This is a genomic window from Candidatus Desulfofervidus auxilii, assembly GCF_001577525.1.
Taxonomy (GTDB): Bacteria; Desulfobacterota; Desulfofervidia; order Desulfofervidales; family Desulfofervidaceae; genus Desulfofervidus; species Desulfofervidus auxilii.
Window position 1 is genome coordinate 612,193 of sequence record NZ_CP013015.1, and the last position, 24,988, is coordinate 637,180.

Below are 24,988 nucleotides of genomic sequence, written 5' to 3' on the forward strand. Positions count from 1 at the left end.
CTTATATCTCGAAAAATCAGGATACCTTACCAGAAGCCTCAACATCTTCTTGCTGTCTGTATCACCAATCTCTAATATCTCAGGAGATACTTCTAATAGCCTTTTTCGAAGCCTGTTTTGCAACCTTATCTTCTCATCTATCAGGGTTTGTTGATGCCGAGACAGAATCTTTAACTTTTCATTGATTTTTGTTGCCTTCTCTACCGCAATGAATGCCTTTTCATTTTCAGCGTCTAAATAATCTCTTAATTTCAGCATTTTTGCTAACATTTTTGCGTCCCTTTTATCGTTACGCCATTCTGCCCCAAATACATTCCGAAATTGTTTTAATTTTAAATTATCTACATTGTATAAGGTGAATCCGCTCTCTATAAGTATCCGATCAAATGGTGCTCCGTATCCATTCTTTCCTTCAATTGCAAATGATATTATCCCACCTTCTCTTTTCTCAATCTCTCTAAATTCTCTAACTGCCTTATAAAATTCACTGAATTTGTGTGCTATCTTCTGGTCATACAAAATCTGTTCTTCATCATCCATGATAATTATGTGATGATTATCACTGCCAATATCGATTCCTCCAGATAACCTTTTCACGCCTCACCCTCCTTTATGTTTGATATTTTATGGCTCTGCCAATACCTTTATCCCGTCTATAATAGCCACTTAAAGGCACCTTTCCATTAGACAGGGTATTGGCAGGAGAACATCCGGCAATTCAAACCGAGTCACAATAATTCAACATTATTGACTGACCCCGTTAGCCACAAATGTTCCCCTACCCATTTATCATTTATATCACATAAAGAAGGCTTCTTAATTTCATTCCCTATTTTTTACTCTCACTTTTAATTATAGACCCCAATTCTACTACATTTGGCTATTTCATTCCCTCACTATTTCACTACTCACTGATTTAATGTTTTGGCATTTAGACATTTGGATTTCATTTGATATTTGGATTTTGAAATTTGGATTTTTTTAAATTACTTATGGCCTGACTTTGACGTAGCCCTGCGGATTTTGGGGGTTGGGTTACTATTGATTTAAATAAGGAATTGGATCTTTTATCCCTGCTCGGGCAAAGGCCTTTAATCGTAACTGGCATGATTCACACCTGCCACAAGCAATATCTTCTCTTTGATAACAAGACCAAGTAAGGTGTAATGGTGCACCCAATTCTACACCTTTTTTAACTACCTGTGCTTTTTTCAGGTGAATAATAGGGGTAACGATTTCGATCTTGGTCTCAGGGCGAGTGCCTAGGGTAATCAGTTGATTGTAAATACTAAAATATTCTTCGCGGCAATCAGGGTAGCCACTACTATCCTCTTCCATGGCTCCAATAAATATCTTTTCTGCTTTTATTACTTCTCCCCAGGAAACAGCGATGGCAATAAAATGGGTATTCCTAAATGGGACATAAGTGGAAGGAATATCTTTACTTTTAGGAAGACCTTGGGGAATGGGCATTTTAAAATTAGTGAGACTTGACCCCCCTATTTCTTTCAAGAAAGAAAGAGAAGTTACCAAACGGTGCTTTACTTTATAATAATCAGCGATGTCCATGAAGGCCTTTAATTCTCTTTTTTCTGTCCGCTGTCCGTAATTAACATGCAAGAAGGCTAATTGGTAACTTTGATTAGCAATAGCCGCTGTAACACAACTGTCCAATCCACCACTCACTAGGACAATAGCCAATGTTTTCATTTTTTAAACCGGAGGCACCTCTGGAAATACTATGGGTAATTCAATCTGTAACTGTATACCTTTATTTGGTTCACTATGGATAATAAACTTACCCGCATGGTCTTCTATGATTTTCCTAACCATAATTAAACATGTCTCCCTATCTTCTTCCCAGAAAGAAAATGGGCGTTGGATATTTTCTACCTGCCATGGTTCCAAACCCTCACCTGTATCACTAATATAGATAAAAAGGGAATCCCAACTCAATCTGGTTTTAATAGATAATCTACCTCCATCAGGCATAGAATTTATGGAAACCTTGAAGACACAATATAATGCTCTTTTAAATAATTCTACATCTACCCACATCTCTATGTCCTGTGGCTCTAAATCTTTAACAATATTAATATTATGTTTTTGACATTCTAAAGAAAATTCTTCACTCACTTGTTCAATTATTTGGTGAATATGAGCCATTTCTTTTTTCAATACAGGAGGTTTCCCTAAAACAGAAACTTCTTTTAAAACACTTTCCATTTTCGATATCTCTCCCAAAATAACTTTTGCCTTTTCCACAGTTTTAGCAGGTAGAGAACCCTCTTCTAAAATAGATTTAGTAAACCCTCCAATAGCCATTAATGGATTTCTCAGGGCATCTGACAAAGAGTGTCCTATGGCTGCTAACAGAGATAATTTTTGGCTATAATTGAGCATCCTTTGGAAGTTGATTTTATTTCGGAGTTCATTTATGATTTCATAAAAGAAACAAGCACCTTCATAGTTTATCACTGGAATTTTCAATTTTTTAATTAAACCATCTATTTCTTTCTTACCCGCCATATCTATAATTAAATCAGCCTCTAAGTCCAAGGGCACATTCTGAAAAGAATAAACAGGCACATCTCTAATAGTAGGATATTTTTGTCCAGTCCCCTGTTTTTCTTGGATAATAATAACCCCAGCCACTTTTATTCTTAAATCAGGAGTTAAGTCTTCAAATAATTTTAAAAAGTCCCAGCAAATTTGGTTGTTTCCAATAAGTAAGACGGTAAAGCAATATTTATAAGTAGTTTTTTTCACCATGGTTAGATAAATATATTCTCATAAAGAAATACCTTTATCTATCTTGCCAATCGTTTTGCCCAATTGTTTTTAAAGAGTATAACTTTCTCCTGGTGTTAAAATGACTACTTTTGTTTGTGGACTTATTTCGGGCACTAATTCTGAAAACTTATGGGCGTCTTTAGCAATTATAGGAAATGTGGCGTAATGCATGGGAATGACTACTTTTGGTTTTAATAATTTTAGTGCATAAGCTGCTTGATAGGCATCCATGGTAAAAGTATCACCAATAGGCAAAAGGGCTACTGTAAGGGGATAAAGCTCACCAATCAATCCCATTTCACTAAAAATACCTGTATCTCCTGCATGATATATATTGATGTCATTGGGATAACGAATTACATAACCAGTTGCTACCCCAGTAGCGCTAGAATGATAGGCCTGGACCATGGTGATTTTTATATCTTCAAAATTAAAGCTACCTCCAATATTGAGTCCATAGCCATTATTGGCTATATTTTCTGGTGAAAGGCCTTCATTGCCAAATTTACGCGCTGTTTCCACATTGGCCACTAAAATGGCATTGCTTTGTTGGGTAATTTCTTTTGCCTGACCAGTGTGATCAAAATGGTCATGGGTAACTAATACTAGATGAGCATCTTTAATTTCTTGCCATTTAACCGGAGATTGGGGATTTTCAAGCCAAGGGTCAATATAAATATTTATGCCATTTGCCTCAATTTTAAAGGCAGCATGTCCTAACCAAGTAATTTTTGCTTTATTCACCACACTTCCCCTTTATCACCAAAGTGATAATTTACATCTCTATCTTATATCTCCAAAAAAATCAAGATGTTGTCAACCCCAAAATCCGCGATTGATTTTTGGATACCTGTCTGCCGACAGGCAGGCCTGTCTGCCCCTGCCCGACGGCAGGCGGGGACAGGCAGAGCGGTGAACGCTTACAAAAATGCAATGCAATATAAAGAAAATTATTTACAAATTTTAATGGTCATGATAATTGTTTAAATAATGAAGCAGTCAATAAAATCGGCAGAGACACATCAGGCAGGATAACTGTGGCCTTTTCCTATAACCCCACTCATGTTGCAAAGGTAAAAACCATTGAGGGTTACAAATGGCACCCCAAAGAAAAACACTGGAGTTTTCCATACTCAGATGGGGTTATCGATAGAATTCTATCCATCTTTAAAGGCGAAAAAATCGAGCTTGATCCTACCCTGCAAGTTACCAAGAAGAGTCTGAAAACAGAACTCAATTTTGAAGACTTGAGGAGAGAACTCACCTTAGCCGCCCTGGAAATGTTGAGAGAGTATTGGAAAAAGTTTGGACCTTCCTCTAAGTGGTTATTTCCGGGTGATAGGTCAAATCAACACCTTCATTCTAGAAGTGTCCAGAAGATTTTTACCAATGCCTGCAAGAAAGCAGGAATAACAAAGGAGGTCTCGGTTCTCTCTTTGAGGCACAGCTTTGCTACGCATCTATTGGAAAGCGGAGTCGATCTCCGATATATCCAGGAAATTCTGGGTCACAAAAGCAGTAAAACAACCGAGATTTATACCCATGTCTCGACCAAAAACCTTTCAGCTATTAGAAGTCCTTTAGATAGCATCTTAGATCAAAAGGGAGGTGGTGCTCTATGAGAGTCGAGTCTCATCCATGGGAGGTATATACGAACTAGTTCGCATATACCTCCAATTTGGATGTATATCTGAACCAGTTTAGAAATAAACAAGTTATATGAAATTGCGCCCTGTCAAGGATACAATTTAATTTTTGAAATAGGTGTATTAAACAATGAGTTTAGAGGATAGTATTAGTAAATTCAATAAAAAGGTCCGAGAAGGACTCTATAATGAGGCGTTTGATGTTTTCTGGAGTGACCTTGGTAATTTACTCAGAGCAGAAGGACGCTTCAAGGAGTATCTCGATTTTATCAGGTGTCTTTTCCCTAATGGAGAATTTATTGCTCCTGTTCTGAAGGAACGAAATATAGGATGGGCTCATCTGATTTTAGGTATGGCATATTATGAAAATGGTTTTCCCGAAATTGCACTAAAACACATCGGGTTAGCTAGGGGCCGAGATTGGAATTTAACTGAATGTTTAAGTATCGAAGGGGCAGGCATGCTAATACAAGGGCAGTGTCAGATCCTTCTCGGAGATCTTCCGAAAGCAGAAGAAATACTGAAAACTGTTGCTGAGAAGGACATATATGCTTCTGGTCACAGAATCACTGCTAATCTATTACTTAGCCATGTTGCCCTGTTGTCGGGCAACCAATCAGAAGCAAGACGCCGAATATCGATCAGTAAGGAAATTCTACAGTCTAATGAGAAACTGAGCGGGTTTTCAAAGGATGTGATTTGGCGTGAGACATTCTTGGAAAGGTGCCTTGGGAATTATGAAAGAGCTATCCATCTCGCTACTACTTTAATCAACTATGGGAATATCATATCGAAGTTTAAAGGGCACTTAGTTCTTGCTGCAGCTTATCGAAGCTTAAATGAGCTATCAAAAGCTGAATATAATTTACAGAAAGCCAAAGAAACCTTGGATAGAAATGATAAATCCCATCGCCTTGCCAACTTACTGCTTGAACGGTCAAAACTGGAAATCAAGAAACAAAACCATGCCGAAGCTGAAAGACTGGCCTATAAAGCACTTGAAATCGGAAGAAGAGGAAGGCTTCTCCCCATTACAATGGAAGCTTGCATACTCCTAGCAGAAGCGGAGAGTTTTCTTGAGCAGTGGAGTTCTGCTGCCAATCATCTATCTTGTGCCGAGGATTTGAGCAATCAGCATAATAATAGTCTGACTTTTGCCAGCCTCCTCAAACGCCTTGAAGTAGTAAAGAAAAAAGTTAATGCCAACATTCAATCACCTGAAATCAATCTGATTGAGAATCAACGCCCCATTCATTTCAAAAAAGCTACAAATCTCAATCTGAGAGCCTGGGATGTTTTTATATCGCATGCAAGCGAAGATAAACGTGAAGTGGCTGACCCACTCTTCAAAGCTCTAACCGATAGAGGGTTAAACGTTTGGTATGATACAGTCTCTCTAAAAATTGGTGATCGCCTTTTAGAAAAAATAGATGAAGGGCTAGCTCACTCCTCTTTTGGAGTTGTAATATTGTCCAAGAACTTTTTTCAAAAGAAATGGACAAAATTAGAGATTGACGGGCTTGTTGCGACTGAAGGCAAGCGAGGTTCGAAGATCTTACCTGTATGGCACGGGGTTTCAGAGGATGATGTCAAGAATTTTTCTCCTATTCTTGCAGGGCGCGTAGCAGGGAATACAGAATCGGGCATTGAGAAATTGGCCGATAGGTTATACGAAGTCATTCGTGGATCTCATGAACAGGATATTGGTATAGCACCATTCGCATGTATAATATTTGACGAGCACTGGGAGCTTGTTGGAGGATCTGTTTCCCTTCTTGGATTCGTTTCAGAGGTGAGATATAACATAAAAAAGGGGGTAAAGCCAATATGTAAAATAGTTTGCAGGGGTCTGTCTTCCGCCCGTACTCAAGTTAGCAAGTTGGAAAGATCCCCAGAAAGATCTCCTGCTAACAGAGTTCGCCACGTTGCTCTACTTAAATGGATAGACAGATATAGTAAGGCAGAAAACAACTTACGGGAAGGGATTAAGATGATTCTAACACATCCTGCGCTTGCGAAAGCTGGATGTTTGGAAGAAGACTCTGAAATGGCACAATGTTTACTTAGTTTTATACGATTGTATCAAGGCGAAGAGATAGCTCCAAAAGATGCATCAACGTCCTTCGATCTATTTCGCATGCGTCCCCCAACACTTCATACGAGGGTCAGGTTAACTGAAGAGGAAACTGAATATCTTAAACGGGTAGCGGGTGTAGATAATATTTTCTATCTCACTAGCCCATGGGAGTTAACTGCGATGGATCTTCCTCTCGAGGTCATGAGAACACAGGCCATCCCTAAGATTGTGTATGAGGTTCAAGGGTATTGTCTTAAGACAGGCGACAAGAAATTGGATGAGTTACTAGACCTTTCTTCATGGTCCTGTGGACTTGCATAGTTCCTTTGTAAGTCTCTGATGGAAAGTGAATGCGAGGCTTGCATCTAAGACTGTGTTTTTGGCAATAATGAGTACATAGTGTTCTGAAAAAGAGGAAGGGGACGCAACTTCATATAACAGCGGATAAAAGGGAAATCAAAGATTTCCCCAAATCCCGCCCTCTATGCTTTTATGTATTATGTATATGTTTTGAAGAATAAAAGAATGAACCGGCTCTATATTGGCTATACTGAAGACCTAAACAGAAGATTGAATGAACATAAGAAAAAGGACGACAGTGTAGAGTTAGTCTGCTACGAAGCTTATACTTATGAAAACCAGGCACGTGCAAGAGAGAGAAAATTGAAACTATATGGTAGTGCTTGGCGAGGATTAAAGAAAAGGTTAGGATTATAGTGCTTAGAGGGCGGGACTTCTTTTATCCGCATTCCGTTATACGCCATTGCTAACAAGGTGGTAAGATGAAAGTGTTTGCATATGTAGTAGGTGCATCAAATAATCCCGACGCTGTAGAATGTATGGTTCCGTACAAAGTTAACAAGGATATAATCTTCTTTGGACCTTGTAAAAAATCTTTAAGAGAGAAATTGTATAAAGAGTATTTGAAAAATTCTAATAATGGGGAAGCAAATGTGCTTGACGATATTTATGTGTTGGGTGTAAACGCATCTAACCTAACTCAAAAAAAAAATTAGAAAAATCATTTGGGTTGGTAGAATAGTTAAAGTTCTTACTTTTGAAAGGGCGTATAATGTCTTATCGTCAAAAAAGGAATTTAAAAAAATGATAGAAGAGGAAGATTCTCCATTGCATTTAGAACCCATTTACAAGGGTGGAACTTTTGTCGGATATAAACTGCGGTCTAAAGAGCATGAAAATAATAGCGAGTGGGTTATGGATGTCACAAAAAATGAGACTGACCCTGATGTAGAGTTAGAAGGGAAGAAATTACTTTTGAAAGACCCTTCTAAGCGAAAAGAGATCTTTATCCGAGACTGTGTTTTTTTGTGCGAAAATATATTCTTTGCCGAAGGAAAAGGGATAGATATTGATGAGGACATTCTTTCTATATTTAAAAAGGCTCAGCCAAAAAGAGATGGTGTAAGTAATTATGCCATTTTTGGTTTAAATAGTGATGGGCGAGCGAATGGACTTAAAGGAAATTATCTTACGATTGATGATAGAAGCTTAGCAAGTGCTTTAATTGAGAAGATAACCAAGACCCGGAGTACATTTTCTCATAGTAAGGGTATTAAGCGTCGGGGTAAATGTAGATGAATATTAAGTTCAACGCAACGGCGTATACCAAGCGAGTATCTGGCTACGGTGCTTCGCACCTTCGCCCCAATTCCCTCGCTTCGCTCGGGAACTTCAGATACCCGCCAACCGTCAGGCTGTGTAAAAAGTCAAAAAGTCTAATTAAGGGTCGCAAAAAGTGGGAGAAAGAGGTAAAATACTGATAAAAAGTGGCTTAGTAAACCCAATTTGTAATCAAATAATGTGGAATAGTGGGAAGGTAAAATTTTAAAAATACTTATCACACAATCTGCCGTTAGGCGAAATTCGCCCGCAGGAATAGGTGGAAAAGATGACGCAAAAAGAATACATAGAAAATATAAAAAATCGACAACTTAACTCAGATAAGGAGTTTATATTAGATTCTTTAACAGGGGCAATAGATAGATTACAAAAAGCATTCCCACGATACGGAAGTTTTTTAATGGAGTTTGTACAAAACGCTGATGATGCAAAAAGTGAGACTTTAACAATAGAGATATTGGAAGATACAGTAAAAATAACTAATAATGGAAATCCGTTTTCTGAAGAAGATGTAAAAAGTATTTGTAAGGTTGGGCGTTCTTCCAAAACACCGAAGGACTATATTGGATATTTGGGGGTTGGATTTAAAGCAGTCTTTTTCATATCTGAATGTCCACAAATATATTCCGGTGGCTATCAGTTTAAATTTGATAAAAGCGCATGGGAGGATCCGGAACATACTCCTTGGCAAATAATCCCTCTTTGGGTTGATACTCCAACTGTTGATATAGACAACAACAAAACAAATTTCATTTTACCTATAAAAACCCATGACCTATTGGTAAAACTTAGGGAAGAAGTAAAGCCTGAACATTTGAACAATAGAATATTACTTTTCTTAAGAAATATAAAAGAGATTGAGATAAAAGATGCAAATCAACATTTAACAAGGAGATTTACGAAATCCGAGGTTTCTAAGACATCTGACTACGAAATTTATCAAATTCAAGAATATGAAAACGAAACCCTTAAAACTCAAGATCACTGGTTAATCTTTCGAACTATTTGTAATGTACCTCCTGATGTGAAAAATGATTATGTAACTAAAGAATGGGAAAGAGAAATCGTAGAGAAAAGAGAGGTATTAGTAGCCTTCAAATTAGATGATGAGAATAACCTTATAAAAGAAAAAAAAGCACTGCTCATATTGGAGTTTTTAGTTTCTTACCATTAAAAGAAATACCAAGTGGCTTAAATTTTCTTTTACAAGCTGATTTATTGACATCACCAGGGAGAGGCGAACTTGCCCGAGAATGTTTATGGAATAATTGGCTCGCAGATGAGATGTATAATCTGATCGTTAAAAAATGTATACCCGCGTTCTTAAACCATAATAAGTGGAAAATGACATTAACAGAAATTTTATATTCTTCAGAAGGTGGCCACGAGTTGTTTGAAGAACACATAAAAGAACCCTTGAATGAGTATCTTGAAAATAACCCAGTCTTGATTGATGAGAATGGCATACCATCAAAAGCCGAAGAACTTATCTCGGTGACTGAAGAAATGAGAAGACTTCTAAGCGATGACGATCTAAAATTACTATATCCAGATAAAAAAATAATCCATAGCGAATGTAAACTCCATTTCAACATAAAAATAAAGAAAGCTCCTGAAGACATTTATAGATTTATCACGTCTTCAGAAAGCGAAGAATTCATAAAACAAAAAGCAAAAAACAAAGATATTGAGTGGTTTAAAAAACTTTATTCTATGTTTGTGGAGAAATATACCCATACATATTTTTATAATCATTATCCTCGCTATAATGTGGAACACGATGATTTTTGGAATAGAATGCGTGATCTACCCAGACCAATTATGTTAACAGAAGACTATAAAGTAGCGAAGATAAACGATTGTTTTACTAATCCTAAAAAAATCAGAATCCCTGAGCAATTAAAAGATAAGTTTAGGATAGTACATCAGCAGATAGCAGCAGATGAAAAGTTTGAGGAGTTTAGAAAAAAATTAAATGAAGAAAGGTATTATTATACTGTACCCAATACAAAAGTCCTCAGGGAATTAACCGAAGAAGATATTAAAAACGCTCTAAAACAGCAGGAAACTCTTGAACTAGATGAAAAAAAATGGGGAAAACTGCAAGAAGAAGAGAAAATTGAAAAAATAAAGGAAATCAAAAAACTGTGGGATGATTATTCTATAGAAATTGAAAACTATGACTTTATAACACTAAAAAGTAAAAGTGGAAAATGGGTAAAACCAGATTCTCTTATTTTCCCAAAAGAATACAACCCAGAGCATAATATCGAAATTCTCGCAAACAAAGGTTTAGTTGACATTCCCATGGAATTTGTAAGTTCAGAATTCATTATAAACTGTAGCGAGAATGAAATCAGGAGATGGCTAAAATTTTTTGAAGAGCTAGGAGTAGATAAAGCTTTAGAAAGTGAAAAGAAAGGCGGTCGCAAGGAAAAAATTGTACAAAGAATTGGCATATTGGCAGTTTTGAAATGCGAGAAAGAAGATGGAAGAACTGCCCGAGAATTAGGTGAATCCGAAAAACGGGGATATGATATTGAATCAATGTCAGAAAACGAGGAAAGATATATTGAGGTGAAAAGTACCAGCGACACTTCTTATGACATCTTTCTTACTATAAATGAGTTTAAAGCTCTTCGAGATAAAAAAGAAAAATATTTTATTTATGTGGTCTTGGATGCTCTTAGAAAACCAACTGTACATATCACCCAAGGCGACAAACTTCTCGAAATTGAAGATACAAAAGTGATTATTCCCTTTAGCAAATGGAGAGATCTAACAGATGAAGAATTTCAACCATAATTATTTATTTCCTGCGGGCGAACTCTCCGCTCCCTTCGGTCGCTCGTCCCTATCGGGAGTGTATAACAGGTGCGTATCCGGCTTCGCTATCGCTCCGTTCAAATTCCTCACTTCCCTCGCAAACTTCACATACCCGCCAAACCGTTACCGCTTAAGTGTTTTTTCACTTTTTAGGTAAGTGGGTGTTGAGGGGTTTCTTTCAGAGCAATCACGGTTCTGAGACAACTAGGAGTTTTGAGGAATATAAAACTGATTACATAATGGCAACACAGTTAACATTTGATAATTTTTTGCCAAACAAATCAGGAGCAAGCGATTTTTTTCTCTTTGGCCTCTTCAATAATGGGTCTTTTGCCTTTTTTATTTCTTTTAAAAATGCTCAGGATTACTTCTGCTTCTTTAAAAGGAACGGTTATAAAAGAAAATTTATCAAATACTTTTATTTCTTCTATTTTTCTTTCATTCACTTCGGTTTGTTGTTTTATGAAAGCTACTAGTTTTTTGGGAGTCATACCATCTATTTTCCCCAATGCTACAAACAGCCTTGCCTTTCCTTTTTTATCAATAGAAACTTCTTTAATTTTATTATAACTTTTCTTTTCCAATTCATCCTGAAAGGAATATTTTAAAAGAGCCGCTAAAACATCTTCTGCCTCATTTTCTTCTAATAATTCCTGGGCTATCTTAATATATTCATGGTAATTTTTTGATTTCAGAATATGGGTAAGCTCCGCCTTTATCCTTGATATTTTTATATTTATTATATCCTTTATTTCAGGCAATTTCTGTTTTTTAATATGAGTTTTGGCCATTTTTATTATATAAATAAGTTTTCTATACTCCTCAGGTTCAACAAAGGTTATGGCTGTTCCTTCCTTTCCTGCCCTTCCTGTTCTTCCTATTCTATGCACATAAGATTCAGGGTCTTGAGGTAAAGAGTAATTTATTACATGTGTCAAGTTGGCAATATCTATACCTCTGGCCGCCACGTCTGTGGCTACTAGAATATTAACTCTATGATACTTAAATTTATTCAAAATTCTTTCTCTCTGGTATTGAGATCTATCTCCATGTAACGCTTCTGCATTATAACCCCTGTGAATAAGCCTGGTGGCAATATGGTCAGCCTCAATCTTTGTTTTACAAAATATTAGTCCATAAAATTCCTTTTCCATATCTATAATTCTGCATAATGCTTCTAGTTTATCTGAAGATGCTATTTCAAAATAAATCTGCGCCGTCAAATCGGGAGTAAGCTGCTCTTTTTTTATGCCTATAAATTGGTATTCTCTCATATATTTCTCAGCCAGACTTAATATTTCTGGGGGCATAGTAGCACCAAAAAGCAACATTCTTTTTTCTGGATTGGTATTTTTTAAAATTTTTTCTATATCTTCTATAAATCCCATATTTAACATTTCATCTGCTTCATCCAGGATAAAATACGAGATATCTCCTAGTTTTAAACTTTTCCTGTGGATGTGATCAATCACTCTTCCAGGAGTTCCTACTACTATATCAACTCCTTCCCTCAATTTTTTAAGTTGTTGTTCTATTGACTGGCCACCGTATATAGGTACTATTTGAAGTTTTTTATTACCTTTAAAAGAATTTATCTCTTCTGAGATTTGAATAGCCAATTCTCTAGTTGGGGTGAGAATAATTACCTGAACAGTTTTTGTTCTTTCTTTTATCTTTTCAATGAGTGGCAACCCAAAGGCCGCTGTTTTTCCTGTGCCTGTTTGAGCCTGTCCTACAATATCCATTTCCTCCTTTAATAACATGGGGATAATCTTTTCTTGAATGGGAGTAGGCACTTCAAAGCCTTTTTCCCTCAATGCCTTTAATGTGTTGTCTGATAATCCCAATATTTTAAATTTATCTAAACTTCTCATATTATTCACCTTTCTTTTTAAATTAAGCATAATAAATTACTAAACCCTAGATAGGAAAAAAATGGTGATAGGAGAGGTGCTGTTTTGGTTGCTATCGTCTTTTAAAATGCCTTACCCAAATTTCCCTTTCTTTTCCGTCTTGAGCTTACTTTATTCTAATATCTTCTATAATCTCTTCTTGTCTTACGAGGACGGGCTACATCAACCTTTAAAGTGCGTCCTCTGAATTCAGAACTGTTCAGTTCTTTTTTTGCCTTTTCTGCTTCGGCTTGGGTAGACATTTCCACAAAGCCAAAGCCTTTACCTTCAATTATCTTAACTTCCTTGACCTCACCATAATCAGAAAACAGCTTTTTTAACTCCTCATTACCCACAGAGTAATCCAAATTTCCTACATAAAGTTTGCTACCTTGCATCCTATCCTCCTTTTTGTTCTCCTGGGTTTAATAATGTTTTTGTAGGAGCAAGATAGCAATTTTGACTCCCTTATGAAAACATTATTAAATACAGAGAGTTTATTAAACCTTACCAAAAGTTACATTTTATTCTTACCACATCTTTGCCACTTATGCTACCCTTTTAAATAAATTATTTAAACTCCTAAATCATTTCTTCTAAAGATTGGATGGTCTTTTCTAATTTTTTAAATGTATGCTCTTTTTTCAAAGGTATAAGGAGGGCGTTTTGAGCTGTAAAACTGTAGCTAGGATGAGTTTTAAGAAAATTTACTATTTTTTCAGAAGAGATAGGGGTTTTACTATGGAAGTAAACACGCAATAATCCATCTTTTGTATCTAAGCGTTTAATGGCTAACCGCCGGCACCATAGCTTTATTTGTATCAATTGGAAAAGATTTTCTACTACCTGAGGTAATTGGCCATATCTGTCTTTCATCTCTGTCTGTAAGTCTTGTAATTCATTTAAATCTCTCACTTGGCTTAATCTTTTATAAAATGTGACTCGCTGGGTTTGATCAGAAATATAGGTTTGTGGGATATAAGCCATTATAGGTATTTTTATTTCTGGTTCTATTTCTTCATAGACAGGTTCTCCTTTTAACTCCTGAATGGCCCTTTGTAATATTTCCAGATACATTTCATAACCCACAGCTGCAATGTGTCCTGATTGATTTATGCCCAATATATTTCCTGCTCCACGCAACTTCAAATCATAAAGGGCCAGTTTGTAACCAGAAGAAAGCTCAGTATGTTCCAGTAAGGCCCGAAGCCTTTTTTGGGCCTCTTGAGTAATGAGTTTTTCTCCTGGCACTAACAGATAGGCGTAAGCCTGTTCTTTAGCCCTTCCTACTCTTCCTCTCAAATGATAGAGTTGGGCCAGCCCAAACATGTCTGCTCGATTAATAATTATGGTGTTGGCATTGGGTATGTCTAAACCTGACTCAATAATACTAGTGCACAAAAGGAGGTCTATCTCGTGGCGAAGAAAGGCAAGCATTGTTTCTTCTAACTGTTTTTCTGGCATTTGCCCATGAGCAATACCCAGTTGCATCTGAGGCAACAGTCTTTTTAAAAGTCTAGCCATACCTGAAAGACCTCGCACCCTGGGGTGGACAAAAAAGACCTGTCCTCCTCTAAGCATTTCTCGGCTAATAACATCTTTAAGCAGGATAGGATTAAATCTAGCTAAGTAGGTTTTAACAGGCCTTCTACCTGAAGGAGGAGTTTCAATCAGACTTAAATCCCTTATACCTAAGAGAGAAAGATAGAGCGTTCTGGGAATAGGAGTAGCACTGAGAGTGATTACATCCACACTGGTTTTTAATTTCTTTAAATATTCCTTTTGCTTCACACCAAAACGGTGTTCTTCATCCACAATTACTAACCCCAAATCTTTAAATACAACATCCTTTTGTAAGATGCGGTGAGTGCCTATAATAATATCAATTTCTCCCTTTTTTAGTTTTTCTAAGATTTGTTTTTGTTCTTTTAGGGAGCGGAAACGACTTAAACAAGCGATATTTACTGGAAATTGAGCAAAACGTTGTTTAAAAGTAAGGTAATGTTGTTCTGCTAAGATAGTGGTAGGAACAAGAACGGCTACTTGTTTAGCATCTAAAATAGCCTTAAACGCAGCCCGCATTGCCACCTCTGTTTTCCCAAATCCTACATCGCCACAAATTAACCTATCCATGGGGCGAGGGCATGACATGTCGGCTAGAATTTCTTCAATAGAGCGTTGTTGATCAGGAGTTTCCATGTAAGGGAAGCTGTCTGTAAATTGATTAAACATGCTATCTGGTGGAGAAAAGGCATAACCAGGCTGGGCCAAACGTTTGGCATAAAGTGACACTAGCTCTTTAGCTATCTTTTGAATAGCCTTTTTTACCCGTTGTTTTGTTTTACCCCAGGTTTTTCCACCTAATTTGTCTAGAGAGGGGAGTTTATCTCCTATTCCTTTGTATTTCTGGACTAGATGCAATCTATCTATAGGCAGGTAGAGTTTATCCTTATCTTGATATTCAATGACAAGAAACTCTCCTGTAATGCCGCCACTGGTAACGGTTTTAAGCCCTTGATAACATCCGATCCCATGTTGCACATGAACAAGAAGATTTCCTGGTTTTAAGTCTTCAAAACTGCTGACAGGTAAGAGTTCTTTCTTCTTAGGGAGTTCTACTAAAGGCTCAGTGCGAATTTGCCAATCCCTTTCTCCCAAAATAACTAACCTTGCTTCAGGTAAAATAAAACCCTCAGATAGAATACCACGGTAAATACTAATGCCAGGCTCATGCTGAAATGGTGGTGTTTTTGTCTGGACAATGTAATGCCATGTCTCAAACAAAGCTGCTAGTCTTTGCTGTGCCCAAGGGTGAGAAGCCACCAAACTAATGCTATAACCCATTTTTTGCCATTTCTCTATTTGAGGCTTAAAATGGGACTGTTTTTGACTAAATGAAAGATGAGCAAAGGGAATCTTAGCTTTAAATTGGGCAATAGGGACATCTGTTTTCAAAAAAGGAAGAGCATAACAGAGGATTTGTTTATGGTTATTAAGTCTGTTTTTTATTTTTCTCCAGGGGAATATAGTGTATTTAAAAGGCAAGTGGATTCTTTTTTCCTCAATAAGCTCCTTGAGATGACTCCTGACCTTTTTTTCAAAAAAATGGGCTGTTTTTTCTAGTTGGCCTGGTTGGACAAGGCAAAAAATAGTTTTTTCAGGCAGGTAGTCAAATAATGTTTCTGTCTTTTCATAAAAAAGGGGGAAATAGTCTTCTATTCCAGGTTGATGAATGGGTATTTCTAAGAAAGAACAAATTTTTTGGGCTATTTCTTTAGTTAAATTTAATGCTTCAATCCGTTTTTTTGCCTGTTTAAAAGCAGCTTCTTGATGAGGAATGGGATTGGCTGGGATAAGAATAAAATTATTTAAATGCCGTTCTGAACGTTGAGTGATGGGATTGAACAAACGCACAGATTCTAAGGTGTCTCCAAAAAATTCCAGCCTTAATGGCCATTTATACAAAGGGCAGAAAATGTCTATAATTTCTCCTCGCACACTAAATTCTCCCACCCCTTCTACTAGATTCAATCGTTCATAACCCAGGAATTGCAAGAATTGAATGAATTCTTCCCTAGGAATTTCTTCCCCTTTTTGATAAATTTGTATCTTTTGGTTAAAGTTAGATACAGGAATAAAGTAAGAAATCAACATCTTTGGAGTGGTAACTACTACAGGAGAATTTATATTCAATAACCCAAATAAAGCCTTAAATTGTTTTCCCAAGACTTCTGGTCTAGGGCTTACGCCAGTATAAGGTAAAGAAGGCTCTTCTGGTAATAAAAACACCTTTTCATTTAAAGGTAAGGGTTCTAAGGGAGAAAGGAAAAACTTAAGGGCTTCTGCTATTTTTTGAGCATCATCCAAGCTAGGGATGACAATAAATAAAGGTTGATTGAGTTCCTGGCCAATTCTAGCCAACATATAAGCCAAAGCACTACCTTCCAAACCACAAAGACTGACCTTAGAATTACACTTAATCAGTGATAAAACATCCATGATTCTCATTTTAATATTTTTGAAAAAAATTGCCAAAGAAAGGGATGATAATATTTCCTAAATAGGAATTTTACTCAAATCAGCTAATTGAAGAAAAAGTTCTTTTATTTGCGTAAGTAAAGCGAGACGGTTTTGGCGAAGCTCTTTATCTTCTACCATTACCATTACATGGTCAAAAAAGTCATCAATAAAAGATTTAAGTGTAACTAAGGTGTTTAATGCCCCATAATAATCCTTTTTCCCTAAAAGGGTGTTGATTTTTTTCTTTATCTCCAGATATTTCTCAAAGAGTGCCCTTTCTTGGGGCTCTTTAAATAAAGCCGGGTTTGGCCCTGTGGATATCACAGTGGTAATAATACGGTGGACACGTTTATAAGCAATGACCAGAGGTTGAAAATGTAAAGATTGAGAAAACTCTGAAAGCGCATGTGCCTTAGCAAAAGTGCTTGGCACATGACCGTTAAAAACAGCTAACACGGCTTCCATTACAGGGTGGGGATATCCTTTTTCCAATAAAAGGGAAGTCAATCGGGTTTTAAAAAATTCTATTAATTGCCCTTTAATTTCTGAGGCAAAACGATTTTCATAGGCCTTAATTCCAAAGTCAATAAGCTCGAATAAAGATAAGGAAAATGCCTTTTCATGTAATATCCGCAAAATTCCCAAAGAATTACGGCGTAGGGCAAATGGGTCAGATGTGCCTGTGGGAATTAATCCTACTCCAAAACAACCCACTATGGTATCTATTTTGTCTGCTATAGAAAGTATTGCCCCTTCTTCTGTTTGGGGTAATACTCCTCCTGCCTCTATGGGTAAATAATGCTCTTTTATGGCCTTAACCACTGCCGCAGGCTCTCCCTGTTTTTGAGCATAAATACCTCCCATTACCCCCTGTAATTCAGGAAATTCATTAACCATTTCAGTAATCAAATCTGCCTTACATAAGAGGGCTGCCCTTATAACTGCTTCTTTTTTTTCAGGAGCAATTTTTTCTGCTAGCCAACTTGCTATTTTCTGTATCCTTTGCACCTTTTCCCAAACACTACCTAAGTCTGCTTGAAAAATTACCCCTTTTAACTGGGGCAGGTAGTCAATTAGAGGGGTTTTTAAGTCTTTTTCATAGAAAAATCGGGCATCTGCCAAGCGTGCCTGTAATACCCTTTCCAGACCCTTCTGGACAGGTTTGATATTGACTACAGGAGTATTGATTATAGCCACAAAACCCGGTAAAAGCCTTTGTTTTTCATTTTGAATGGGAAGATATTTTTGATGGTGCTTCATCACAGTAATAAGCACGGGGGAAGGCAATTCCAAAAAGGCATCATCAAATTTACCTGCAATGGCCACAGGATATTCCACCAAGAAATTAACCCAATTTAAGAGTTCTTTATCCAATAAAGGCCTGCCTCCTATTCCTTGAGCAGCTTTATTTGCCAGATTAATTATTTCATCTCTCCTTTTTTCTGGCTCTACTATGACAAAGGCCTTTTTTAACTTAGAAATATATTGGTCAGGGTGGGAAATGGTAATAGCCTCTGGCGCAGAAAACCGATGACCAAAAGTGATATTATTACTTTTGATGCCATCTATTGTAAAGGAAATAATTTTATTATCTAATAAGGCCAATATCCAATGTATAGGCCGACTAAATCTGATTTTTCCTTCATGCCAACGCATAGATTTTGGGAAAGAAAGAGAAAGAATATAATCAGGTAACAATTTAGCTAAAATTTCTTCTGTGGGCTGGTCACTTTCTTTAATCTTTACTCCTACATACTCCCCTTTTGGGGTCTCAATACAAGTTAATTCAGAGACTGAAACCCCTTGTTTCTGGGCAAAACCTATGGCAGCCTTGGTGGGATTACCATCATGGTCAAAGGCAATTTTATAAGGAGGACCTATCACTTCTATTTCTTTACCTGTTTGTTTTTCAGGAAGACCAGTAACCATAACTGTTAGACGTCTTGGAGTGGCCATAATTTTTATCTTGCTCCAGGTTAAATTGGCCTGTTGCAGATATTCAGAAAAAAGTGTCTCCATCTGATCTAAAATCTCAGGGAAGATAGTTAATGGTAACTCTTCAGTGCCTATTTCTAAAACTAGTGTTTTCATTTTTTTAATAAAGGGTAACCTAGTGCCTCTCTTTGCTCCAGATATTTTTCTGCTGACAGATGGGCCAGACGACGCACCCTAGCAATGTATTGAGTCCTTTCAGCTACACTGATTGCTCCTCTGGCATCCAGTAGGTTAAAAATGTGTGAACACTTTAAGCAATATTCATAACCAGGTAGAACCAGCCCTGCTTCTAATAAATTCTCACTTTCTTTTTCAAAGAACTGAAATAATTGTAAAAGCATTTTTACATTAGCCAACTCAAAATTATATTTTGAGCCCTCTACTTCTTCCTGAAAGTGAAGGTCACCATAAGTAATGCCTGGGGCCCAACTTACTTCAAACAAATTATCTATCTCCTGGAGATACATGGCAATACGTTCTAGTCCATAAGTAATCTCTGCAGAAATAGGACTTAAATCAAATCCCCCTACTTGTTGAAAATAAGTAAATTGAGTGATTTCCATACCATCCAACCATACTTCCCAACCCAATCCCCAGGCACCCAGAGTGGGAGACTCCCAGTCATCTTCTACAAAACGAATATCATGCTCTTTTAAAATGATACCCAACTTTTCCAGACTTTTAAGATATAGTTCCTGGACATCAATAGGAGAAGGTTTTAGGATGACCTGATATTGGTAATAATGTTGAAGACGATTGGGATTTTGTCCATAACGTCCATCCGTAGGACGACGAGAGGGTTGAACATAGGCTACCTGCCAGGGTTCTGGTCCTAATACTCTAAAAAAAGTAGCAGGATGAAAGGTTCCTGCCCCCACTTCTATATCATAAGGTTGTTCAATAATACAACCTTGGTCAGCCCAAAACCTTTCTAAAGCGAAAATAATTTCTTGAAGATACATGAAGCCTGAATTACCATTGCCTAGCAAAATTGTCAATCTTTAAAAGTTAGTATCTGCTCTCTTCATTTTTTTTATAAACCTTATCAGAGACCTTCTCAGAAATAAACATTTTGCTTTTTTGACAAATTTTTGTTTTTTGTGTAATTTGGGATTTATGAAAATCACCTCAAGTGCAGTTCAATGGAAAATACCTAAGATTGTGGTTCTCACCAAGGGAGTGGGTGCAGGAAATAATGAGTTAACCGCTTTTGATAAGGCCTTGCTTAGGGCAGGAATTGGCAACCTAAATCTTATTAAGGTAAGTAGCATCATCCCACCTGGTGGTAAGGTAGTTAAGGTGGAAGATTGTATTCTAGATTTACCTAAAGGCGCTCTCATTCCTGCTGTCTATACTCAGATAATCAGTGCCACAAAGGGCTTAACCATTTCTTCAGCCATTGGTGTTGGAATTCCACGACGACCGGAGCAAAATGGGATGATTTTGGAAGCTAGTATTCAGGGACCCAAGGAAAAAGCGGAAACATTAGTGCGTCAGATGATAGTGGAGGCATTTGAGGCTAGAGAAATGGAATTAGGAGAAACTGTGATTATATCTTCAGAAGCTCAGAGTGCACACCATATAGTTTGCACTGTAGCTGCGGCCCTTCTCCTTTAGGATTAGAAATATTCAAAGACAATATAGCTTAAATTTCTAATTTATAACGCCGTTTGCGGCCTATTTGGGTTCTACCCCAAATTAGTCCTAAAACCCAACCCACCAATAAAACAGCAGCACCGCTTAAAAACCAAAGACGTTTTTCTTTTCCCTCAAGTGCCTTATTTCTTTCTAAGAGAGTGGCTAATTGGGTTTTTAGTTTTTTATTTGCTATTTCCAATTGGTCCTTGAGTTGTTTGGTTTCAATATAGTTAGCAGAACCTGATTTTAGGTCATTATATTCCTTTTCTAACTTGACCAACTGCTTTTCCTTTGACTCTAAACTGGCTTTTAGCTTTGAATTTGAAGTTTCTAAAGTTTCTTTGATTTGATTGAGTTTCTGAACTTGTTTCTGCAAGTATTTTACCTTGCTTTGGAGCTCATTAATAATTAAAGATTTAGGAATATTTGGACTCAAGTAGTGACTCAAGACATATCCTTCCTTGCCGTCTTTTAGTCGAACCTTAGTCCAGCCATTTAGCTCTTCCAAAACTTCCACTTCTTCACCTGATTTTAGCATGGCTAGAATCTTATGTTTTATAGATGGGCCATTCCGAAAAGTAATTTTGATAGAATCAGTGACATACATGGTCTTAGCCCAAACTGGAGTAACAAATGAGATAAAGATAATTATTAAAACAAGCTTAAAGCTCATTTTAGGCATAAAATTCCCCTCCTTTAGATTTAATCTTATTTTTGTAACATAATCACACTAGATTTGTCAAAGGAGAAAAGAGCTAGAACAGGGATACGGCAAAGTAGTTTAATTAGAATAGATAAAGAGGTAATTTTTGTAGCACAACCTGTCTGCCGACAGGCAGGAAGGTTTTTTAAATAAAAAAGATAATTAAATGTCCTGCCCTTAAGGGCAGGACAGGTCTTAGCTAATTAAAAATTCAAAACTTAACTTAATCATTCTTTTGGGTATGGCAGTAAAAGCAGCCTTTGTCGTCTCCGCCACCACCTGCCTCTTGTGAAAGATAATCCCACCTCAATAAATCAGGATAAGGTGAACCATGTGGTCGATGGCAGGAAAGACACATGACCATGTCTGTACCAGGAGTGACAGTGGTATCAGGTGTTTCATCACTTATGTCTTGTTTACCTACAGGAGAAAGTGGATCATATAAATGAGTATCACCGCCTACATATTGATATTCACCTGAATTTGGTATCACTGCATCTGATGGATGTCTTATCCACGGACTTGAACTACCCTGTCCTCCATGACTAAAGTTTCCATGACAACCAGTGCAAAATGCCGTAACCCCATCTCCAGCACCACCGCTTTGTGAAAATCCGTAACCTGTAGCAGTAGCATCTCCTATATACTCATTGTGGGCAGTTCCCCCTGGAGCAAGATTTGGATGCCCTGCCTCCCAATCTTTATACTCATAGCCTTTGACCCCTTCTCCAGTAAAACCATGTCCTGAAAGAAAACGATACCAACCTTCATCCGCACTATCTACTAAACCTGATTCAAAATTAGCATGGTCTTTGGCATGGTGTTTTACATTTAAATGACAACCCTCACAGCCATATTTGCCGTTAAGAACAAAGACCATATCAGGGCCGCTATATGGCTGGGACAAATTAATGTGACAAGCATCAGTGCCACAAGTGCCTACACTATTACCAGGTGCCTCAGAAAGGTTATCATCATCCTCACCCAAAAACACATTATGCCCTTTTGTATCATCGTTACCAAGTCCTTCCTTTACCCACCAGAAATTGCCACCTGCTAAGTACTCAGTAGGTTCTGAACTGCCATAATAAAAAACAATAGGGACTTTACAACCACCTAAGTCTTCATAAGTGGAAGAGGTTTGAGAGGAATGACAGGTTACACAAGCGCTAGAATGGTGCCCCCCTTGTTTTTCAATGAGTAAATGCTGGTGAGGGCCATCAGTGCCCAGTGGCTGTCCATCCTGACTATAATGCATTGTATGACAGTTTGAGCAAGGTCCTGACACAGCCGCAAAAACTCTATAAGGCACAAGTATTAAGCCAAAAAAGATACTCAGATAGATAAATGTCCTCATTTTTACTCCTTCATGGGGTGGGACAGCCTGCCAAGACTGTCCCACCATGAAAAATTCAACACCAGACTCTAATCATCTTTGGTGGTATGACAGATAAAACAACCTACATTTCCAGCCCCACCACCAGCTACCATACTGCTGTAATCCCATCTTAAGAGGTCATCATATTCCGTTCCGTGGGCACGGTGACATGAGATGCAAAGGACAATAGAATCAGTAGAACCAGGAGTAATTTGAGCTTCAGGATAACCATTATCTGTAAAAGTAGTACTACCTACGGGAGCAACTACACTATAATCATTATCACTGCCTGTTCCACCATTATACATATAGTATTCTTTAGAAGTATCAGAAGGTAATACAATGTCTGTAGGATGCCTTGTCCAAGAGCCTATGTCACTATGAAAATAACCATGGCACTGAGCACAAAGATAACTAATGGTAGTTTTATCACCATAGCTACTATTTCCATTCACACCTTTATATTGGTTGTGGTCTGTAGTTCCATCTGTAGCTGTCCATTCCCAATCAGGGTCTTCTATACCTTCAATACCACCTAACCATCTGTAACTTGTAGTTATATCTGCTCCTTGCGCTGCTTGATCAACACTTCCTGGCTTAAGACAACTATCATCACCATGATGTGCACCTGCTATAGCAGCAGCATTAGTAGTCTCATCATGTCTACCATGACAACCATATTTCCCAGCACATGTAAGCTGATTTGTCCAACTAGAAGCACCATCATGGATCTGTTCATCACCTAACGCACCAGGGGTAGCATTTGGGTCCCAACCTGGAGGGGTTAATCCAATATTTGAATCTTGTCCTGAAATGCCTGGTAAATCTATCACATCATGCCCTTTTTCAGGATCACCTGCATTAACCCAGTAGAAATCACCACCTGCTAAGCTTTTTCCAGGCCCAGTTCCTGTTGGGGCACTTGTTCTTAATACAATAGGAATTGCGCCTATAATTGCAGAATCGCCACTATGACAGCCTGCACAATCATTTACCAACAATGTTTCATAAGGACCATCACTACCTATTGTAGTACCTCCATGATAACTAGATGTTGGTGTTGTTCCATGCTGACTCCAATGCATTGTATGACAATTTACGCATGGACCACTCACCTTTGCCACCGCCACTCCACTAAATAAAAGCATCACACCCATAACTACTGCCATTAACACACCTACCCTCTTCATTTCTTTTCACCTCCTTTCTACTATGCTCTATTACTACGCTCTATTACTACTTATACCCATTATCACCTCATTTGTCAAGTTTTTAAAAATATAACGCAAGATTTATGCCAAAATAGTTTTAAGTGTGAAGTTTTAAGTTTTAAGTAAAAAAGCAATAATGACAGATAAAGGGGAAATATTTGATATGTATTTTTGATTTGGTTAGCAGGAAAAATTTTAGAAAAGTCAAACCATTAAAAATAACAAAATTTGTCCATTCTATGACAAAAAGTGTCCTGTCCCTCTCTGAAGCAAACAGTTTTTTGTAACTTAAGAAACACTGATTTTGAACATTCCCCAAAATTTAGGCGTTAATTTTTAAAAACATCCCTCCCTGCCGGCAGGCAGGGATGAATTAAAATGACAAATGACAAAGCCCAAATGTCAAATCAAGCCATTTGGATTTTTTAGACCATATTTAAACGTTTGTTCTTTTTGTTAAACTACTTATGGTCTGACTTTGACGTAGCCCTAGGGGAACTCCAATTATATTGACATCTTTCCTTTTATAAAGTATTTTTAAGTTATGCAAATATCAGCAGAGCTTTATGAGTTTGTCATAAGAGTAGTAGATGATAGGGTGAGAGAAATAAAGCTCACCCGTGAGGATTTTAATGCCTTAAAACAAGTGGTAGAAGAATTGGCTCAGGCCCAGAAGAGGACAGAGGAGGAGTTATGTTCTCTTGTTCGTGAACATGCCAAGACCAGAGAAATGGTAGCTGGGCTTTCAGATACAGTGGGTTATGGCCTTGAAAATCAGGCTTATGAGGCCTTACCCAGGCTCTTAGAAAGAGATTTTGATTTAAAGATAAAGGATAGGTTAGCAAGAGGGTATATTGTTTATAAAGACGGTAAAGAGGACGAGGTGAATGTTTATGGATGGGGGATGAAAGATGGTAAAAAATCCTTATCCTTGGTGAATTTGAAGTAAAGCTTTCTCGCAAAAAATTAACTCGTTTTCTTAAACGGGCAGAACGCATCAAGCATTACGAAGGGGCAAAGGAATGCCTTTTTTAGCTATAAACCACATGACCCATCCCAAAATAGAGGAATATGCCAGGTAAAAAGGGATAAAGGTATATTATTCATAATGTCCTTAAAATCACCACAAGATATAGAGTTAAATAAAGGAACAAAATTTGATTAGGAG

General features: G+C 37.4%; 21 protein-coding genes. 9 read left to right on the forward strand and 12 right to left on the reverse strand.

Going from position 1 to position 24,988, the window contains the following annotated elements:
• From HS1_RS13315 to HS1_RS03205, 4 genes are all read right to left on the reverse strand, one after another.
• The coding region (locus HS1_RS13315; RefSeq protein WP_172793628.1) for an IS110 family transposase at positions 1–597 on the reverse strand (597 nt) is incomplete at its 3' end.
• A 441-nt stretch (positions 598–1,038) separates the two neighbouring features.
• Positions 1,039–1,710, reverse strand: coding sequence for a 7-cyano-7-deazaguanine synthase QueC (gene queC / locus HS1_RS03195; protein ID WP_066060824.1), 672 nt, complete (start codon positions 1,708–1,710; stop codon positions 1,039–1,041).
• Between the two features lie 3 nt (positions 1,711–1,713).
• Positions 1,714–2,772 (reverse strand): sensor histidine kinase, encoded by a 1,059-nt coding sequence (locus HS1_RS03200; RefSeq protein ID WP_066060825.1) that lies wholly within the window; start codon positions 2,770–2,772, stop codon positions 1,714–1,716.
• A 69-nt stretch (positions 2,773–2,841) separates the two neighbouring features.
• The gene (locus HS1_RS03205; protein ID WP_066060827.1) at positions 2,842–3,537 is read right to left on the reverse strand and encodes a metal-dependent hydrolase; all 696 of its coding nucleotides are present in this window, start codon (positions 3,535–3,537) and stop codon (positions 2,842–2,844) included.
• Positions 3,538–3,830: 293 nt separating this feature from the next.
• Between HS1_RS03205 and HS1_RS13745 the strand changes: the two genes are divergently transcribed.
• From HS1_RS13745 to HS1_RS03240, 7 genes are all read left to right on the forward strand, one after another.
• A complete protein-coding gene (locus HS1_RS13745) occupies positions 3,831–4,415 on the forward strand; it encodes a tyrosine-type recombinase/integrase (protein WP_066060829.1) in 585 nt (194 codons plus the stop codon).
• A gap of 154 nt (positions 4,416–4,569) precedes the next feature.
• On the forward strand, positions 4,570–6,837 hold the full coding sequence (locus tag HS1_RS03215; RefSeq protein ID WP_066060831.1) for a toll/interleukin-1 receptor domain-containing protein: 2,268 nt from the start codon (positions 4,570–4,572) through the stop codon (positions 6,835–6,837).
• A 171-nt stretch (positions 6,838–7,008) separates the two neighbouring features.
• Positions 7,009–7,233 carry a GIY-YIG nuclease family protein gene (locus HS1_RS03220; RefSeq protein WP_082757575.1) on the forward strand — a complete coding sequence of 75 codons (225 nt, stop codon included), beginning with the start codon at positions 7,009–7,011 and terminating at the stop codon, positions 7,231–7,233.
• Positions 7,234–7,298: 65 nt separating this feature from the next.
• Positions 7,299–7,532 (forward strand): hypothetical protein, encoded by a 234-nt coding sequence (locus HS1_RS03225; RefSeq protein WP_066060836.1) that lies wholly within the window; start codon positions 7,299–7,301, stop codon positions 7,530–7,532.
• A gap of 88 nt (positions 7,533–7,620) precedes the next feature.
• A complete protein-coding gene (locus HS1_RS03230) occupies positions 7,621–8,115 on the forward strand; it encodes a hypothetical protein (RefSeq protein WP_066060837.1) in 495 nt (164 codons plus the stop codon).
• 310 nt (positions 8,116–8,425) lie between these two features.
• Positions 8,426–9,331, forward strand: a complete 906-nt coding sequence (locus HS1_RS03235; RefSeq protein ID WP_066060838.1) for a sacsin N-terminal ATP-binding-like domain-containing protein — start codon at positions 8,426–8,428, stop codon at positions 9,329–9,331.
• Between the two features lie 170 nt (positions 9,332–9,501).
• On the forward strand, positions 9,502–10,962 hold the full coding sequence (locus tag HS1_RS03240) for a protein NO VEIN domain-containing protein (protein WP_066060840.1): 1,461 nt from the start codon (positions 9,502–9,504) through the stop codon (positions 10,960–10,962).
• Positions 10,963–11,264: 302 nt separating this feature from the next.
• On the opposite strand, the gene HS1_RS03245 is transcribed toward HS1_RS03240, so the two are convergent.
• From HS1_RS03245 to glyQ, 5 genes are all read right to left on the reverse strand, one after another.
• A complete protein-coding gene (locus HS1_RS03245) occupies positions 11,265–12,857 on the reverse strand; it encodes a DEAD/DEAH box helicase (RefSeq protein WP_066060842.1) in 1,593 nt (530 codons plus the stop codon).
• Between the two features lie 155 nt (positions 12,858–13,012).
• Positions 13,013–13,273 (reverse strand): RNA recognition motif domain-containing protein, encoded by a 261-nt coding sequence (locus tag HS1_RS03250; RefSeq protein WP_066060844.1) that lies wholly within the window; start codon positions 13,271–13,273, stop codon positions 13,013–13,015.
• Between the two features lie 184 nt (positions 13,274–13,457).
• Positions 13,458–16,874 carry a transcription-repair coupling factor gene (gene mfd / locus HS1_RS03255; RefSeq protein ID WP_066060846.1) on the reverse strand — a complete coding sequence of 1,139 codons (3,417 nt, stop codon included), beginning with the start codon at positions 16,872–16,874 and terminating at the stop codon, positions 13,458–13,460.
• A 57-nt stretch (positions 16,875–16,931) separates the two neighbouring features.
• Positions 16,932–18,986 carry a glycine--tRNA ligase subunit beta gene (gene glyS, locus HS1_RS03260; RefSeq protein WP_066060848.1) on the reverse strand — a complete coding sequence of 685 codons (2,055 nt, stop codon included), beginning with the start codon at positions 18,984–18,986 and terminating at the stop codon, positions 16,932–16,934.
• Positions 18,983–19,852 (reverse strand): glycine--tRNA ligase subunit alpha, encoded by an 870-nt coding sequence (glyQ, locus tag HS1_RS03265; protein ID WP_066060851.1) that lies wholly within the window; start codon positions 19,850–19,852, stop codon positions 18,983–18,985. Before glyQ ends, glyS begins: the two co-directional genes overlap by 4 nt.
• A 154-nt stretch (positions 19,853–20,006) precedes the next feature.
• Between glyQ and HS1_RS03270 the strand changes: the two genes are divergently transcribed.
• Entirely contained in the window at positions 20,007–20,507 is a 501-nt protein-coding gene (locus HS1_RS03270; protein WP_066060853.1) for a pyruvoyl-dependent arginine decarboxylase, read from the forward strand.
• Positions 20,508–20,535: 28 nt separating this feature from the next.
• Here HS1_RS03270 and HS1_RS03275 read toward each other — a convergent pair whose 3' ends face one another.
• The 3 genes from HS1_RS03275 to HS1_RS03285 all read right to left on the reverse strand — a co-directional run bounded on the left by HS1_RS03275 (position 20,536) and on the right by HS1_RS03285 (position 23,799).
• Positions 20,536–21,210, reverse strand: coding sequence for a TIGR04211 family SH3 domain-containing protein (locus HS1_RS03275; protein ID WP_066060855.1), 675 nt, complete (start codon positions 21,208–21,210; stop codon positions 20,536–20,538).
• 244 nt (positions 21,211–21,454) lie between these two features.
• Positions 21,455–22,588 carry a cytochrome c3 family protein gene (locus tag HS1_RS03280; RefSeq protein WP_172793633.1) on the reverse strand — a complete coding sequence of 378 codons (1,134 nt, stop codon included), beginning with the start codon at positions 22,586–22,588 and terminating at the stop codon, positions 21,455–21,457.
• A gap of 68 nt (positions 22,589–22,656) precedes the next feature.
• A complete protein-coding gene (locus HS1_RS03285) occupies positions 22,657–23,799 on the reverse strand; it encodes a cytochrome c3 family protein (RefSeq protein ID WP_066060859.1) in 1,143 nt (380 codons plus the stop codon).
• Positions 23,800–24,364: 565 nt separating this feature from the next.
• On the opposite strand from HS1_RS03285, the gene HS1_RS03290 reads away from it, so the two are divergent.
• The gene (locus tag HS1_RS03290) at positions 24,365–24,769 is read left to right on the forward strand and encodes a hypothetical protein (RefSeq protein ID WP_066060860.1); all 405 of its coding nucleotides are present in this window, start codon (positions 24,365–24,367) and stop codon (positions 24,767–24,769) included.
• The last annotated feature ends 219 nt before the right edge of the window (positions 24,770–24,988 follow it).